Source organism: Sphingosinicella sp. CPCC 101087, from assembly GCF_004151485.1.
GTDB lineage: Bacteria > Pseudomonadota > Alphaproteobacteria > Sphingomonadales > Sphingomonadaceae > Allosphingosinicella.
Genome location: NZ_SBFF01000006.1, coordinates 230045 through 243781, shown reverse-complemented (window position 1 = coordinate 243781; position 13737 = coordinate 230045). Strand labels below are relative to the sequence as shown.

21 protein-coding genes are annotated in these 13737 nt (G+C 65.3%); 5 read left to right on the top strand and 16 right to left on the bottom strand.

Going from position 1 to position 13737, the window contains the following annotated elements:
* Positions 1-291: 291 nt before the first annotated feature.
* The 7 genes from EKM57_RS11480 to EKM57_RS22250 all read right to left on the bottom strand — a co-directional run bounded on the left by EKM57_RS11480 (position 292) and on the right by EKM57_RS22250 (position 3043).
* Positions 292-609 carry a hypothetical protein gene (locus EKM57_RS11480; RefSeq protein WP_129792637.1) on the bottom strand — a complete coding sequence of 106 codons (318 nt, stop codon included), beginning with the start codon at positions 607-609 and terminating at the stop codon, positions 292-294.
* Complete coding sequence (locus EKM57_RS11475; protein WP_243450996.1) at positions 606-959, bottom strand: hypothetical protein; 354 nt, start codon at positions 957-959, stop codon at positions 606-608. The genes EKM57_RS11480 and EKM57_RS11475 overlap by 4 nt, the downstream gene beginning before the upstream one ends.
* Before the next feature lie 21 nt (positions 960-980).
* Positions 981-1274: a hypothetical protein gene (locus tag EKM57_RS11470; RefSeq protein ID WP_129792636.1), complete on the bottom strand. Its 294-nt coding sequence runs from the start codon at positions 1272-1274 to the stop codon at positions 981-983.
* A 28-nt stretch (positions 1275-1302) separates the two neighbouring features.
* Positions 1303-1686 carry an envelope stress response membrane protein PspC gene (pspC, locus tag EKM57_RS11465; protein ID WP_129792635.1) on the bottom strand — a complete coding sequence of 128 codons (384 nt, stop codon included), beginning with the start codon at positions 1684-1686 and terminating at the stop codon, positions 1303-1305.
* Entirely contained in the window at positions 1686-2030 is a 345-nt protein-coding gene (gene pspB / locus EKM57_RS11460; RefSeq protein WP_129792634.1) for an envelope stress response membrane protein PspB, read from the bottom strand. The genes pspC and pspB overlap by 1 nt, the downstream gene beginning before the upstream one ends.
* Positions 2031-2034: 4 nt before the next feature.
* Positions 2035-2733 carry a phage shock protein PspA gene (gene pspA, locus EKM57_RS11455; RefSeq protein ID WP_129792633.1) on the bottom strand — a complete coding sequence of 233 codons (699 nt, stop codon included), beginning with the start codon at positions 2731-2733 and terminating at the stop codon, positions 2035-2037.
* A 118-nt stretch (positions 2734-2851) separates the two neighbouring features.
* Positions 2852-3043 (bottom strand): hypothetical protein, encoded by a 192-nt coding sequence (locus EKM57_RS22250; RefSeq protein WP_129792632.1) that lies wholly within the window; start codon positions 3041-3043, stop codon positions 2852-2854.
* A 192-nt stretch (positions 3044-3235) separates the two neighbouring features.
* Between EKM57_RS22250 and pspF the strand changes: the two genes are divergently transcribed.
* Complete coding sequence (gene pspF / locus EKM57_RS11445; protein ID WP_129792700.1) at positions 3236-4297, top strand: phage shock protein operon transcriptional activator; 1062 nt, start codon at positions 3236-3238, stop codon at positions 4295-4297.
* 101 nt (positions 4298-4398) lie between these two features.
* The gene (locus tag EKM57_RS11440) at positions 4399-5679 is read left to right on the top strand and encodes a DUF763 domain-containing protein (RefSeq protein ID WP_129792631.1); all 1281 of its coding nucleotides are present in this window, start codon (positions 4399-4401) and stop codon (positions 5677-5679) included.
* 40 nt (positions 5680-5719) lie between these two features.
* Here the strand turns inward: EKM57_RS11440 and EKM57_RS21890 are convergent, their stop codons facing one another.
* The 6 genes from EKM57_RS21890 to EKM57_RS21880 form a co-directional block, all read right to left on the bottom strand.
* The gene (locus tag EKM57_RS21890) at positions 5720-5896 is read right to left on the bottom strand and encodes a hypothetical protein (RefSeq protein ID WP_165357375.1); all 177 of its coding nucleotides are present in this window, start codon (positions 5894-5896) and stop codon (positions 5720-5722) included.
* A 16-nt stretch (positions 5897-5912) separates the two neighbouring features.
* Positions 5913-6122: a hypothetical protein gene (locus tag EKM57_RS11435; protein WP_129792630.1), complete on the bottom strand. Its 210-nt coding sequence runs from the start codon at positions 6120-6122 to the stop codon at positions 5913-5915.
* 52 nt (positions 6123-6174) lie between these two features.
* Positions 6175-6315 carry a hypothetical protein gene (locus EKM57_RS21885; protein ID WP_165357373.1) on the bottom strand — a complete coding sequence of 47 codons (141 nt, stop codon included), beginning with the start codon at positions 6313-6315 and terminating at the stop codon, positions 6175-6177.
* Between the two features lie 56 nt (positions 6316-6371).
* Positions 6372-6632, bottom strand: a complete 261-nt coding sequence (gene infA / locus EKM57_RS11430) for a translation initiation factor IF-1 (protein WP_129792629.1) — start codon at positions 6630-6632, stop codon at positions 6372-6374.
* A gap of 3 nt (positions 6633-6635) precedes the next feature.
* On the bottom strand, positions 6636-6842 hold the full coding sequence (locus tag EKM57_RS11425) for a cold-shock protein (protein ID WP_129792628.1): 207 nt from the start codon (positions 6840-6842) through the stop codon (positions 6636-6638).
* 324 nt (positions 6843-7166) lie between these two features.
* Positions 7167-7328, bottom strand: coding sequence for a hypothetical protein (locus tag EKM57_RS21880; RefSeq protein ID WP_165357371.1), 162 nt, complete (start codon positions 7326-7328; stop codon positions 7167-7169).
* Between the two features lie 535 nt (positions 7329-7863).
* Here EKM57_RS21880 and EKM57_RS11420 point away from each other — a divergent pair.
* Complete coding sequence (locus tag EKM57_RS11420) at positions 7864-9069, top strand: sensor histidine kinase (protein ID WP_165357368.1); 1206 nt, start codon at positions 7864-7866, stop codon at positions 9067-9069.
* A gap of 36 nt (positions 9070-9105) precedes the next feature.
* Here the strand turns inward: EKM57_RS11420 and EKM57_RS11415 are convergent, their stop codons facing one another.
* Both EKM57_RS11415 and EKM57_RS11410 read right to left on the bottom strand, forming a co-directional pair.
* A complete protein-coding gene (locus EKM57_RS11415) occupies positions 9106-9363 on the bottom strand; it encodes a hypothetical protein (RefSeq protein WP_129792626.1) in 258 nt (85 codons plus the stop codon).
* 128 nt (positions 9364-9491) lie between these two features.
* Positions 9492-10796, bottom strand: a complete 1305-nt coding sequence (locus EKM57_RS11410) for an MFS transporter (RefSeq protein WP_129792625.1) — start codon at positions 10794-10796, stop codon at positions 9492-9494.
* 101 nt (positions 10797-10897) lie between these two features.
* Here EKM57_RS11410 and EKM57_RS11405 point away from each other — a divergent pair, with 101 nt between their 5' ends.
* Complete coding sequence (locus tag EKM57_RS11405; RefSeq protein WP_129792624.1) at positions 10898-11467, top strand: PepSY domain-containing protein; 570 nt, start codon at positions 10898-10900, stop codon at positions 11465-11467.
* 42 nt (positions 11468-11509) lie between these two features.
* On the opposite strand, the gene EKM57_RS11400 is transcribed toward EKM57_RS11405, so the two are convergent.
* Entirely contained in the window at positions 11510-12352 is an 843-nt protein-coding gene (locus tag EKM57_RS11400; RefSeq protein WP_129792623.1) for a 2-keto-4-pentenoate hydratase, read from the bottom strand.
* A 218-nt stretch (positions 12353-12570) separates the two neighbouring features.
* Here EKM57_RS11400 and EKM57_RS11395 point away from each other — a divergent pair, with 218 nt between their 5' ends.
* Positions 12571-13638 carry a LacI family DNA-binding transcriptional regulator gene (locus EKM57_RS11395; protein WP_129792622.1) on the top strand — a complete coding sequence of 356 codons (1068 nt, stop codon included), beginning with the start codon at positions 12571-12573 and terminating at the stop codon, positions 13636-13638.
* The last annotated feature ends 99 nt before the right edge of the window (positions 13639-13737 follow it).

The following is a 13737-nucleotide window of genomic DNA, read 5'->3' as shown; positions in this document are numbered from 1 at the left end:
CTCCTTTTCTGAACGGGGCGGGGCGAGGGTCGGTCGAGCAGCTTCTCGATCTCATCGGCCGGTGATTTCCTTTTCGGTGACGATGCGCTCCAGCACCGTACCCGCTGCTCGAGCGGCTCCTGGGAGCCGCATATTGCCGCTTTCTCCCCGTCATCATCGTGTCCCCATGCGCGGCTCGCAGCGGTCGATCCAAGGTTCATGAGCGATCAGGCCTTCACGAACAGGCAAGGGACGCCCAGGGCCATGAATAGCGCGAACAGCTTGAAGGCAACGGCGACATTGCGCGACTCCTTAGTGACTGGGCGAACGCAGCGCCTCGATCTCCTGGGTGATTCTGTGCGTGTCGTCCGTGACGATCCGCTCGACATTGGCGAGTCGGTCCTTCACCGATCCGAGCTCGGCGCGAAGCTGAGCATTTTCGGTGGAGAGCAGCTTGATCCGCTCGATCGCCTCCTCGTCCATCTTCTTCGGATAGACCGCCTGGCCCCAGACGCCGTCGAGCGGATAGCCATGCTTGATCCTGAGCCAGGTGACGAACACCCAGCCGGCCACCGCGGCGATCCCGACGAGGGCGAAGACCGGGGCGAATGTTTCGAATGGAAAGTTCATGGCTGCAGGCTCCCTTCCGACTGGCGATTCAAACGTTCGAGCGGGCGGGACGAGAGATCGGGAAGGCCGTCAATCTCGGCTGCGAGCGCCGAGCCCTTGTCGGTGGCGATCCGCTCCAGCACCCGTATTCTCTCCTCAAGCCGGCCGATCTGCGCCTTCATCTCGCCATTCTCCACGGCGAGCCGCTTGACCTCGCGCGCTCCGGCGGCGACGTCGTCCTTGAACGTCATCCCGCTCCACTCATTCTCGAGCGGGTAACCGTGCCGAGCCCGTATCCAGCTGCTCCCCAGCCAGCCGAGCGTGCTGATCGCGATGATCGCCAGAACGAATTCGGGACCTCCCCAAGACATCGGCAATACTCCTTCAATTGCCTAGCGCAGCTTGTCGATCTCACGCGCGGTGCGCTCCGCCGGATCGGTGGCGATGCGCTCGAGAACGGCGATCCTCTCCTCCAGCCGGCCGACCTGGCCGCGCAGCTTCTGGTTCTCGCTCGCGAGCAGCTCCGTCTGACGGGTCGCGTCGGGTCCGGGAACCGGATGGACCGTATTCCCCCAATCGTCGGTCAGCGGATAGCCATGCTTGATCCTGAGCCAGGTGGTGATCACCCAGCCCGCGGTGGCGATCAGCACGATCGCGATGACGAAAAACGGACCTCCGAAACCCATCTGTTCCTTCCCCTCTTTTTCAGCGCGATCAGCGCAGCTCCTCGATTTCCCGTGCGAGGCGGCCGTTGGAGCTGGTGACGTAGGCCTCGACGTCGGCGAGGCGGCGGTCGATGTCGCGGAAGCGCGAGCGGACGTCACGGGCGGTGCGGCGCGGATTGGCGCGAACGCCCTGCCAGAACTTCTGCTGGGCCGGATCCTGTTCGTAAAGCTCGAGCGGTTTCCTCGGAGCCATTGCGGCGACGATCCAGTAGGCGATCAACGTCCAGGGAAATCCGCCCAAGATGGTGAGCAGGACCATGCCGATGCGCACCAGGGTGACGTCCATGCCGGTATAATCGGCGATTCCGGCGCAGACGCCCGACCATTTGGCGTTCTGCTTGTCGAGATAGAAGCGGGTTCGCGCGCCGGTCATCAATTCCTCCTGTGCGGGCGATTGGACATGCGGCCGGATCCGAGCCGGTCGGCTTCGAGGCGGCCGGCTTCCAGGATGCGGTTGCTGCGATCCTCGAGCGCGGTGTCGACCGGATCGAACGCGACCGAGCGCCAGTTCGGATTCTCGGCCTGGATGATGCGTTCGATCGTGTTCATCCGCTCGTCGAGTCGACGGGCGAGGTCGTGCAGTTCATCGAGGAGATTCTCATCCTCGGTCGTGAGGGTCGCCGCCGTCTTCCATCGCGTGATGTAGTGGAACACGATCCACGGTAACCCGATGAAGAGCATTCCGACGACGAAGATCGGGACGAGGATATCCTCCATCTGATCAGCCTTCCTTGCTCGCGGCCTCGCCGCCGTTGGTGCGCTTGGCGAGCGACGCCTTCAGCGCCTCCAGCTCAGCATCGACCTTCTCCGAGTTCCTGAGCTCGGCGATCTCCTCGTCGAGCGTCTTGGGCGGGCCGCCCAAGCTCATCGCGTCGGCATGGCCCTCGGCGAGATCGGCGTGGCGCTCGAGCACGTCGAAGCGTGAGAAGGCCTCGTCCACCTTGGGACCTGAATAGAGCTCGCGCAGGCGGGCGCGGTTCTGGGCACTCTCCATCCGCGTCACGATCGCATTCTGGCGCGCGCGGGCTTCGCGCAGCTTGGTCTGCAGCTTGGCGATGTCGGTCTCAGAGGCGCGCAACGCGTCATCGAGGACCTCGATCTCCGCCTTGAGCTGGTCGGCCATGTCGGCCGCCTTCTGCTTTTCGAACAGGGCCGCCTTGGCGAGGTCCTCGCGACCCTTGGACAGAGCGAGCTCGGCCTTTTCGACCCAGCTTTCCTGGAGCCGGTCCAGCTTGGTGATCTGCCGGCGCATCTCCTTCTGATCCGCGATGGTACGGGCGGCGGAGGCGCGAACCTCCACCAGGGTTTCCTCCATTTCGAGGATGATCATCCGGATCATCTTGGCCGGATCTTCGGCCTTGTCGAGCAGGTCGGTGACGTTGGCGGCAATGATATCGCGCGTCCGCGAAAAGATGCCCATGGGAAAGAACTCCTTGGTTGAAACATAAGGCCGTGCCGGACGGGAAGGGCCAGACTTGCGCGAGGAGCTCATCCGGATGAGCTCCCCGGGCCCGACCACCACCCGGAAGGGGTCCGGCTCAGCCATGCGTACGGGTGCCGTTGTCGATCATGGCGTAGGCTGCAGCAGGGGAGCCGGCCGACTGGGCCGGACCGACCGCGGCTGCGACCGAGAGGGTCGAAAGGACGAGCGCGCCGACTGCGGCCGTGGCGACGCGAGAAAGACTTCGGTGCTGAACATATCCGGTCTCCTCAACCTGGTTTGCGTTCACGTCCCACCGACCATCGGCGGTGACGTGGGAAACTAAGCAGGGGGCGTGCCAAGTCACAGGAACCGCGGAAAACTGCCGAAAACCAGCCTCTCGGAAGGTGGAAAAGCCATTTAGAGCTTGCCAAGAGGTGGTGAAATATCCCAATAAGTGGTCGGATCGCCGGTCGAACCTACCGGCGCGCGAGGCATGAACATGGAGCATCACGTCCAGCTGGTCGGCCAGTCGTCGTCCTTTCTCGACGCCGTCGAACGAGCGAGCCGGGCGGCGCCGCTCGACCGGCCGGTGCTGGTGATCGGCGAGCGCGGCACCGGCAAGGAACTGATCGCCGAACGACTCCACCACCTCTCCTCGCGCTGGGACGGTCCCCTCATTATCATGAATTGCGCAGCCTTGCCCGAGACTCTGATCGAAGCCGAATTGTTCGGCCATGAGGCGGGCGCCTTCACCGGCGCGACCAAGGCGCGGCCCGGCCGATTCGAAGAAGCGAATGGCGGAACCTTGTTCCTCGACGAGCTGGCGACCTTGTCGAGCCCGGCGCAGGACCGGCTGCTGCGGGCGATCGAATATGGTGACGTGACCCGCATCGGATCGAGTCGACCGGTCCGGGTGGACGTGCGCATCGTAGCGGCGACGAACGAGCACCTACCGCGCCTGGTCGATCAGGGCCGGTTCCGCGCCGACCTGCTTGACCGGCTGAGCTTCGAGGTCGTGACCCTGCCGCCCTTGAGGCATCGACACAGCGACATTCCGGTGCTCGCCGATTTTTTTGGCCGGCGGATGGCGTTGGAGCTGGGTTGGGAGAGCTGGCCGGAGTTCAGTGACGAGGCGATGGCGAAGCTGCTCGGATACGCTTGGCCCGGCAATGTGCGTGAATTGAAGAATGTGATCGAGCGCGCGGTCTATCGCTGGGACGGTCAGGAGGGGCCGATCGAGGATATCACTTTCGATCCGTTCGAGTCGCCCTGGGCTCCAGCCTATGCCAAGTCTTCGGCCAGCGAGCCCGAAACGGCCCTGGCCGCGGCCGCCAACGAGAATGTTTCCGGCCCGGCGAATGGCGGTGTGGCGGCTTCAGCGGCCCACGATCCGCACGCTTGCTGCGATTTCCGTCTGGCGGTGGCCGAGTATGAGAAAGCGATCCTCTCGGCCGCGCTGGAGAAATGCCGCTGGAATCAGCGCGCGGCGGCAGCGGCGCTGAGCCTCAGCTACGATCAGCTGCGGCATGCGATGCGGCGGCACCAGCTGCAGGGAGGCTGAGTCTCCCGCGCTGATGGCGCGTCCGGACGCCCGGATTCCGATTGGGCAAAGGCCATCGTCTCTGCTAGCCTGTTCGGCAATTGTTCCTTAAGGTGTCGCGGATGTCCAAGCGTTCCGGAAGTGCCGACCTGCCCCTCCACGGCGGCCGGGTTCCAGCCTGGCTGGGGCAGCGGATGACGCGACTCGGGACGGTGATGGCCGAGGCAATCGTCCACCATTATGGCCGGGACGAGCTGCTGCGGCGGCTTGCCCATCCCTTCTGGTTCCAGTCGTTCGGCGCCGTGATGGGGATGGACTGGCATTCGTCGGGAATCACCACAAGCGTCATCGGCGCCCTGAAGCGCGGCCTCAATCCGCTGGCCGGCGAGCTCGGCCTTCAGGTCTGCGGCGGGCGGGGAAGTCATTCGCGCCGAACGCCGCAGGAATTGGTGCAGGCCGGGGAGCGGGCTGGCTTCGACGGTGCTGGCCTCGCCAATGCGAGCCGGCTGGTCGCCAAGGTCGACAGCGCGGCGGTGCAGGACGGGTTCGGACTCTACCTCCACGGCTTCATCGTCGCCGATGACGGCAAATGGACGGTCGTGCAGCAGGGCATGAATGGAGAGAGCCGACGCGCGCGACGTTACCACTGGCTGTCGGAAGGCCTGACCAGTTTCGTCGACGCGCCGCACGCCGCGATCGAAGGGCGCAACGAAGGGCAAATCGTCAACCTCGCCGACCGGCGCGCCGCGGCGTCGCGCCGCGCTCAGCTCGACCTGCTGGAGGACCTCGGACCGGACAAGCTTGCGCGCGAGGCGGTCATGCTTGCCTGGCCGGCTTCGCCGCGCGGAATCGACGATCGAGCGGCTGTCGAGCCCATGTTGCCCGACCTGGTGCTGCCCGATCGTCACGAGCTGCGGCCCGATGACGTGATTCTCCGGCGCCTCCACGGCACGCTCGCGGCTGCCGCCGAAGCCGGCCCGAAGGATTTTCCCGAGCTGCTGATGGTGCCGGGCGTCGGCGCACGCACGGTGCGTTCGCTCGCCATGGTCGCCGAAGTCATCCACGGCGCCCCGTGCCGCTTCGCCGATCCGGCACGATTCTCGCTCGCTCATGGCGGGAAGGACCGGCACCCGTACCCGGTGCCGACCCGAGCGTTCGATCGAACCATCGCGGTGCTCAAGTCCGCGGTCGAAAAGGCGAAGCTCGGGAGTGAGGAGAAGCTGGGCGCTATCAGGCGCCTGGACGCGCAGGCGCGGCGGCTCGAGCGCGACGACACCGCGGGTCCGTCTTTCTCCGCTTTCGTCGCCGAGGAGCGACGGCGGTCTCAGGAATATGGCGGGCGGTCGGTGTTCGGGTGGGAGCCGGGGCCGGCAGACGAGGCCGCTGCGGGCTCGGCCGGCTAGGCGGATACATGCGTGCCCTCGGCCCAAGCGAGGGAAGGCTCTAGCGAAGCTTGGCGATCCTGACGCCGTCGATTTTCGCCCTCGCACTGACCGATTCCTCGCTGCGAGTCAGCGCCTTGGCGATCGCCTTCATCCCCATGCCCTTGCGGGCGAGCAGGTGAAGCTTCTGGATCTCCTGAGAGGTCCAGGGCTGTCTATGGCGTTCGAACGGCTTCATTGCCGGAGTTCCGGACTCATTTCGAAGCGAACTGACCCGCCTCGGCCCCGAATTGCGTCCGGGCGAAGGCGCGCGCGGCGGTGGGGTTTGCGAATACCTCTTCGACGAGGGTCTCGGTGATGAGCGGATAGTTTTGCGAATTGTAGCGGGTCTCGCGAACGGTCAGGCGTACCCGGCCTTCCTCGTCCTTGGCGATAAGGTAGGGCTTCAGGTTCGTTCTGGACATGGCAGGTCTCCGGCATTGAGAAGGGCGGCGCCATGGGCGCCGCCCGCTTGGTTCAACCGATCAGGTCGGTGACGATCCGGCGCAATTCGCTGCCGGTAAGGGTCGAAGAGCGCGGCATGTGCCGCTCACTCACGCTCCTGCCGAAGGGCAGGGTCAGTTTGGGCCGCTTGCCGGCCAGGTTTTCGGTAGTCATTCAGTCCTCGGGCGGCTCGTGCCGCCATGATGGTTCGATGGTTTGCAGCTGGGTTCTCAACGTCGAAAGCCGCGCCGCGGTCCTGGGCCTTGCCCGGGGGTGCGCTCGCGAAAGACGATGCGACCTTTGCTGAGGTCGTATGGCGTCATCTCGACATGGACCCGATCGCCGACGACCGAGCGGATGCGAAAACGCCGCATCTTCCCGGCAGTGTAAGCGATGATCCTATGCTGGTTGTCGAGCATGACGCCGAAGCGGCCATCGGGATAGATCTCGTCGATCTGGCCCTCGATGGTGAGCAGGTCCTCCTTCGCCAAGACTTAAAGGACCTCGAGATTGACGGCCGAACTCTTGCCCCGCGCGTCGGTCTCGAGCTCGTAGCGGACGCGCTGGTCCTGGTCGAGCGAAGCCAGGCCGGAAGCCTGGACAGCGCTGATATGGACGAAAGCGTCGGCACCCGCCTCATCGTTGGAGATGAAGCCGTAGCCGCGATCAGTGTTGAAGAATTTGACGGTTCCGACAGGCATAAGAGCCCTCCTCCACGAAAAAACGAATCCGCGCGCAAATGGTGCGCGGGAGCGAAGAAGCATGGAAGGAAAAGGATGAGCATCCCGCCAGGGGAGGCGCCAAATTCCGACGCAAGCGACGTCAGCCGAACCGATATAGGGGAGTTGGCGTCGATTTGCAACGAAGGGCGGCTTTCATGCCCGCTGCTCGACGCGTGCCCGAATATTCTTCGATGACCTATTGGCCCACGCCATGGTCCGTCCGATCCTTGCTCGCGCAGGTCGAAGTGCCGCCCCGACAGGGCGGACGCAAGTCGCGGGTCCGTCGCCGCGGATCAACCGCGCTCAGGCCTCAAGCGTCGAAAGGATCGACTCACCAGCTTGCTGGGGCGTGGGCTGACGATCAAGCGGCGCGACCGGATTCGCGACGATGAACAGGAAGCCGCCCACGGCAAATCCCTGGACCACCAAGGCGATCGGGTTCTTCAGCATCTTCCAGAGCTTCATGTCAGCCTCCTGTCGAGATCTCCCGACGGTGGCGATCCATAAGCTTCCCTTGCGGCCCATGCATCCGGATCTTGGTCCCAATCCGGTCTCAGTTGTTTCAATTGTGTCGATTGCGCGACAGTCGTGTTTCAACCTGCGCGGTAGCCGGGCATCGCCCGCCGCCGGAGCGAGGCGGAAGCGATTTCCGAAGCGCTTGGCGGCACCGGCAATCGGCCTTGTTCTACCCTATTTGGGTGATGCCGGTTCCGCGGCCGACGAGTAGACGACATGTGCCAGCTGCGGAAGGTCGGGGCAATGCGCATCGGAGCGTGCGCCGTCCTTCCTGGCTCGAGCTCCGTCCGGTGATCCTGCCGCGACGATCGGTGCGGAGTCGATGAGGAAAAGAACGCGTTCGCCGCAGTGTAAGCGGCGCAGGTCTTCCACTGGCCCCGGGGCGGTCCGCCGCGCCGGGGTCTTTCGCTTCAGCTCATGGGGCGCGACGGCGGCAGCGCGCGGCGCCGAATACATGATGCTGCAGCCGCCCAAAGGGGGAGCCGTGTCGGCGCGGTTGGACGAGGACGAGCAAGCTCTGCGGCCCGGCACGGACGAGGTTCCGGCCGCCGCCGACTCGCTCATCGTTCGCGAACAGGCGGCGACGATCGCCCACTATCGCAAGATGTACGAACGATCCTCCATGCTGGCCCGATTGGGCGTGTGGGAATGCGATCTCGTGACCGGGAAGCTGACCTGGACCGACGGCGTCTACGACCTGTTCGAGCTGCCGCGCGGCTCGCCTGTGCGCCGATCCGACATACTCCAGATGTACCATGACGAGTCGCGGGAAGAGATGGAGCGCCTGCGCGCCGAGGCGATCGCCGGCGGCGGGAGCTTCAGCCTCGACATCCGCATTCGTACGGCGCGCGGGAACGACCGCTGGCTGCGCCTTACCGCCGACGTCGAGCAGGAGGGCGGCCGTCCAGTCAGGATCTTCGGCATCAAGCAGGACGTCACCGAAGCGCGGGCGGCGCAGGAACGGGTCAAGGCGCTTCAGGCCGAGCTCATCCAGATGGCACGCAAGAGTGCGATGGGCACGATGGCGGCGACGTTGGCCCACGAGCTCAATCAGCCTCTGGCGGCGATCAGCAATTATGTCGCGGGGTCCCGCCATGCTCTGGATGCCGAGCCGGCCCGCAAGGAAGTGCTGGCGCGTGGCCTCGACGCGATCGAGGAGAGCGCACTTCGCGCCGGGGGCGTGATTCGGAGCCTGCGCCGGCTCGCCGAAGGCAGTCCGGCCGTTCGCCAGCCGGTCGATTCGAAACGCCTGATCGAGGACGCCGCCGCGGTGGCGTTGGCGGCGAGGGAAGGGGTTGCGCTCGAACTCAGGCTCGTCGATCGGCTGATATTGTCGGTCGACCCGGTCCAGTTCCACCATGTCGTGCACAATTTGATCAGGAATTCCGCCGAGGCCTTCGCCGGCGGACCGGGGCGGATCGTGGTCGCCACGGCTGCGATCGACGGCTTTGCGGAGATAAGAGTGGAGGATGACGGCCCGGGCATTCCGCGCGAGCGGCTTCCAACCCTGTTCGAGACTTTCACGTCCACCAAGGCCGATGGGATGGGGGTCGGGCTGGCGATCTGCCGGACGGTCGTCGAGGCGCATGGCGGCCGGATCACTGCCGGAATACGCCGCGACGGGGGCGCCGTCTTTCGAGTCGTCCTGCCGCTTGCGGCAAGGCTCGGGCCGCGTGCCGATCGAGACTGAAGCCGCATCGAAGGCGTAAGGTGGGGAAGCTGGAGACTAGTCCCCGGGGGTCGCACCCGAGCCCTTCACATCATCGGCTTCGTTCGCCGTCCTCGAGTCTTCCGGCCGCTCGACCGGCAGCGACCAGAGAATCTGATTCCTGAGCCGCGCCTCGAGATCGGAAAGCCCGCTGCGCCAGGCCGCCGCGCGCTTGCGCAATAGGGCGGCGAGGACCTCGGAGCGGGTGGCCGGCACACCCTTGCGGGCACGGCCGGCCGAAACCAGTTTCGAAAGGTCGTTGATCGATTTCGCCACGGCGGTTCGACTCGCTTGTCCCGGCACCGTCGCTTGCCGACGGTCCGTCCTTCCTGCGGTCTATTCCCCGTCGAGTTAAGAACTCATTCCCGCAAGGGCGCGGATGCCCGTGGGTGCCGCCCCGCATTTTACTCCACCTTCGCCGGCTCCATCCGCGGCACGAGCAGATGGATGATCAGCAGGGCCAGCAGATAGGTCGATCCGGCCACGACGAACATCGGCATGTAGCTCCCGGTGGCATCGAGCACCCAGCCTGTGAACTTCGCCATGAACATCCCGCCGATCGCTCCGATCGTGCCGCCGATGCCGATGATGGCGCCTACGGCCTTGCGCGGGAACAGGTCCGACGGGAGGGTGTAGAGATTGGCCGAGAAGCCCTGGTGGGCGGCCGTAGCAAGGCCGATCAGCAGCACGGCGCCCCACAGGCTGGCAATCCCAGGGGCGAGCATGACCGGCGGCACGCACAAGGCGCAAACGAGCATTGCGAGTTTGCGCGCCCCATTGGCGCTCCAGCCTCGCTTCATCAGGGCCGAGGACAGCCATCCGCCGCCGACGCTGCCGAGATCGGAGATGATGTAGATGGCCACCAGGGGAGGGCCGAATGTCATCAGGTTGAGCCCGTGCTCGCGGGCGAAGAAATCGGGGAGCCAGAACAGGAAGAACCACCAAATCGGGTCGATCATGAACTTGCCGACCGCATAGGCCCAGGTCTGGCGGTGGCGCAGCAGCGACAGCCACGGCACCTTGCCCGGGGAATCGGGCGGATCGCTTTCGATCCAGGCGAGCTCGCTGGCGGACAGGCTCTTCTTCTCGCGGGGGCGACGGTAAAGGGTCCACCAGAAGCGGAGCCAGATGAAGACGATCCCGCCGGTGAACAGGAAGGCGACGCGCCAGCCGAACGCCATCACCAGAATGGGTGCGATCAGAGGGGTGAGAATGGCCCCGATATTGGCGCCGGCGTTGAAGATCCCGATCGCAAGCGCCCTTTCCCGGGCTGGGAACCATTCCGACACCGCCTTGACGCCGGCCGGAAAGTTCCCCGACTCGCCGAGGCCAAGCGCGAAGCGGACAATCATGAAGTCGACGGCGCCGCGGGCGCCGGCATGAGCCATGGCGGCGAGGCCCCAGATCGCCGCTGCGAGCGAGTAGCCGAAGCGTGCGCCCAGGCGGTCGATCAGGTGACCGAAGGCGAAATAGCCCATCGCATAAGCGGCCTGGAAGGCGAAAACGATGTTGGCGTAGGTGGATTCGTTCCAGCCATATTCGGCCTGCAGCGTCGGTTTGAGGACGCTGATCATCTGCCGGTCGATATAATTGATGGTCGTCGCGAAGAAGAGAAGAGCGCAGATACCCCAGCGCACTCGCCCGACGCTGAACCTGCCGGGGGCCGCGCCTTCGTCGATGCCTGCCCCTTCGCCGGTGCTGGAAGCCATCCTCATCTCCTCCCTCATCGCCTCTGCGGGCGGTTCACGACTTGTATGGGAAACCGGTGTCAATTACAATGCGAGGATTGTCGGTAAAGGGGAGCAGCAGGATGCGCAGAGGCTTGGGTGTGACGTTATTGGCGGTGCTCGGACTGATCGCCTGCGGACCGGCGAGCGTGCCTGCAGACGAAGCGGCAGCCGGGCAGTCCGCCCCACAAGCTTCCGCCGGCAACCAGGTGGTCACGTCGGGCAAGAGCGCCGTGCCGCTCGAGGCCGTCCCGGCTCAGGTGATGAACGCTGCCAGCACGGCCCATCCGGGGTTTACCGCCACCGAAGCGGAGAGGGAGACTCGCGACGGGCGGAACTATTACGACATTGGCGGGACGATGCCGGATGGCTCGGAGATCGAGTTCGACATCATGGAGGAAGGCCGTACCTGGCGAGTGGTCGAGGCCCAACGCGACATCGCGTTCGCGTCCGCTCCCGAACCTGTTCGAGTGGCGGCCCGGCGGGGAGATCAAACATTCACCCCCACACGCGTGATCGAAAGTGTCCAGGCCGACGGTCTCACCATCTATGAGCTTTATGCCGAGGCGGGCGGCGATCCGCAGGGGCGCAAAGTCGAGGTACGCTGGGACGGGCGTCAGGCCGCCGTGCTCGAGGAGGAATGGGAGCACTGATCGCGCTCCTCTCCTTGGATGCGCGGGAAAGCGCCTCGATCGCTATTCGGCCCGGGCGGCCACCAAAGTGCAGCTGACCTGAAAGCCCCCGCCGAACGCCGCCTCGACGCGCTGGCCGGGCCGGGCCTCGTGCACACCGGTGACCGCGCCTGACGAAATCCACTGGCCCGGCCGAAGTGCAATGCCGCGGCGAGCGAGAGTCTCGAACAGGAAGCGGGCGGCGCCGATCGCGCCGTCGGGAAAATCGGCGGCACGGCCGGTGCCGACCTCGCGCCCGTCGATCAGGGTGGTCACGATCCAGTTCTCGAAGTCGCTGCTGCGCCAGTTCGGTATCGCGTGCCCGACCAGGATGCCGTTATTATTGCCGAAATCTGAAATCACGGCGGTGGGTCCGAGGTCATTGATCGCCGCTAGCGGCGAACTTGCGACCTCGATTCCGACATGCACGGCATCAATCAGGGCCGCGGCTTCTTCTAGGGAGAAGTCGCGCTGATCGGGCGACGGTGCCGTGCCGATGCGCAACAGGAACTCGGCCTCGCCCGCAGCGAAGCCGCGGCCAAAGACCGGCATTTCCGGGCTGGTGCCGTCAGCAGCTGCCCGTTCGCTCCGGAAAATCGGCCCCGCGAGGCGATCGACTCCGAACCGATCCGAATCGGGAGGATTGATACGGCCCACCTTCCAGCCGATCACCGGCCGGTACCATGCGGCGATCGCGGCATCCTGGACGGCATAGGCCTCGTCCAGGCTCGACGGGAGCGCGCCGGGATAGTCGGCAAGGCCTACGGCGCTGCGCCGGGCGGACAGGAAGCGATCGGCGATATCCGCCGCTTCGTCGGTAAGCGATTTCACCCTGATCCCCTCACGTGCCCTTTTCGCACGCGTCATAATGGAAACCGGTGTCATGAGCAATGCTCCGCGATTGACGGCCGCAATCAGCCTCTAGCAGCCGGGCCCTATGGGGCACGGGCGGGAACGGACTTGCACAGGCTGGTCAAGTTCTTGGTAACCGGTATCAGCGCAAGGCAGCGGAGCGCGATACTCCACGCCTTCGGCATGGCGGAAGCGGGCAAAACATTCTATCCGCGATCACGGGAGGGTGGAGGTTGGCCGAGAAGGACAGCAGCAGCGACCGGGGCGGCAGCAAGCGCTCCGCCAAGCCGACGATAAACGATGTCGCGCGCCTTGCCGGCGTCTCAAAGAAGACCGTGAGCCGGGTGATCAATCGTTCGCCCCTGCTCAACGAGGAGACGCGCGAGCGGGTCGAGGCGGTGATCCGGCGGCTGGGCTACGTGCCCAATCCCCAGGCGCGGGCGCTGGCACTCGGGCGCAATTTCCTGGTCGGGCTGATTCACGACAATCCGAACGCGCAGATGGTGCTCAACGTCCAGCAAGGGATTCTCGAGGCCCTTCAGGGCACGGACTTCGAAATGGTCGTGCGCCCGGTCGATCGCAATTCTTCGATGATGCTCGACGACGTCCGGGCCTTTCTGGAGCGGCAGCGCTTGTTCGGCGTGGTCCTGCTGCCGCCCATCTCGGAGGACGATTCGCTGGCACGGTTGTGCGACGAGGTCGGCTGCCGCTACGTGCGGATGGGCTCGGTCCAGCTCGACGACGCCGCCCATATGGTCGCTTCCAACGATCGCGAGGCCGTGCGCGAGGCGATCACTTACCTCATCCAGATGGGCCATCGGCTGATCGGCCTCATCGAGGGACCCGATGGGTTTCGGTCGGCGCGCGAACGCCGCCTCGGTTTCGAGGATGCGTTGAGCACGGCGGGGATCGGCTTGCCGCGCAGCCTGATCGCGGCCGGCAATTACACATTCGAAACCGGCGTCAGCGCCGCCAACCGCCTGTTCGACCTATCGCCGCGCCCAACGGCCATCTTCGCCAGCAATGACGAAATGGCTGCGGGAATCGTCTATGCGGCCCGCGAGCGCGGCGTTTCGGTGCCCGACGACCTATCGGTGATCGGATTCGACGACACGCCGATTGCCGCCCATATCTGGCCCCCGCTCACCACCGTGCGTTGGCCGATCGTGTCGATGGCGAGATCGGCGGCTCGCAAGCTGGTCGGTGACGTGGTTGACGGCGAAGCGCCCGACGATCAGCCGTCGATGCTGGCCTCGATGCTGATCAGGCGAGGATCGGTGGCGCCGCCGCCGCGGACGTGAAACCCAGCGGCGACGGCCGGAGTTTGTCCTTCCTGCCACCGCTGGTACCTCGGCAGTCAATCTCTTTCACGGGTGGGCGGTGAACAGGGCGCGAGGAGG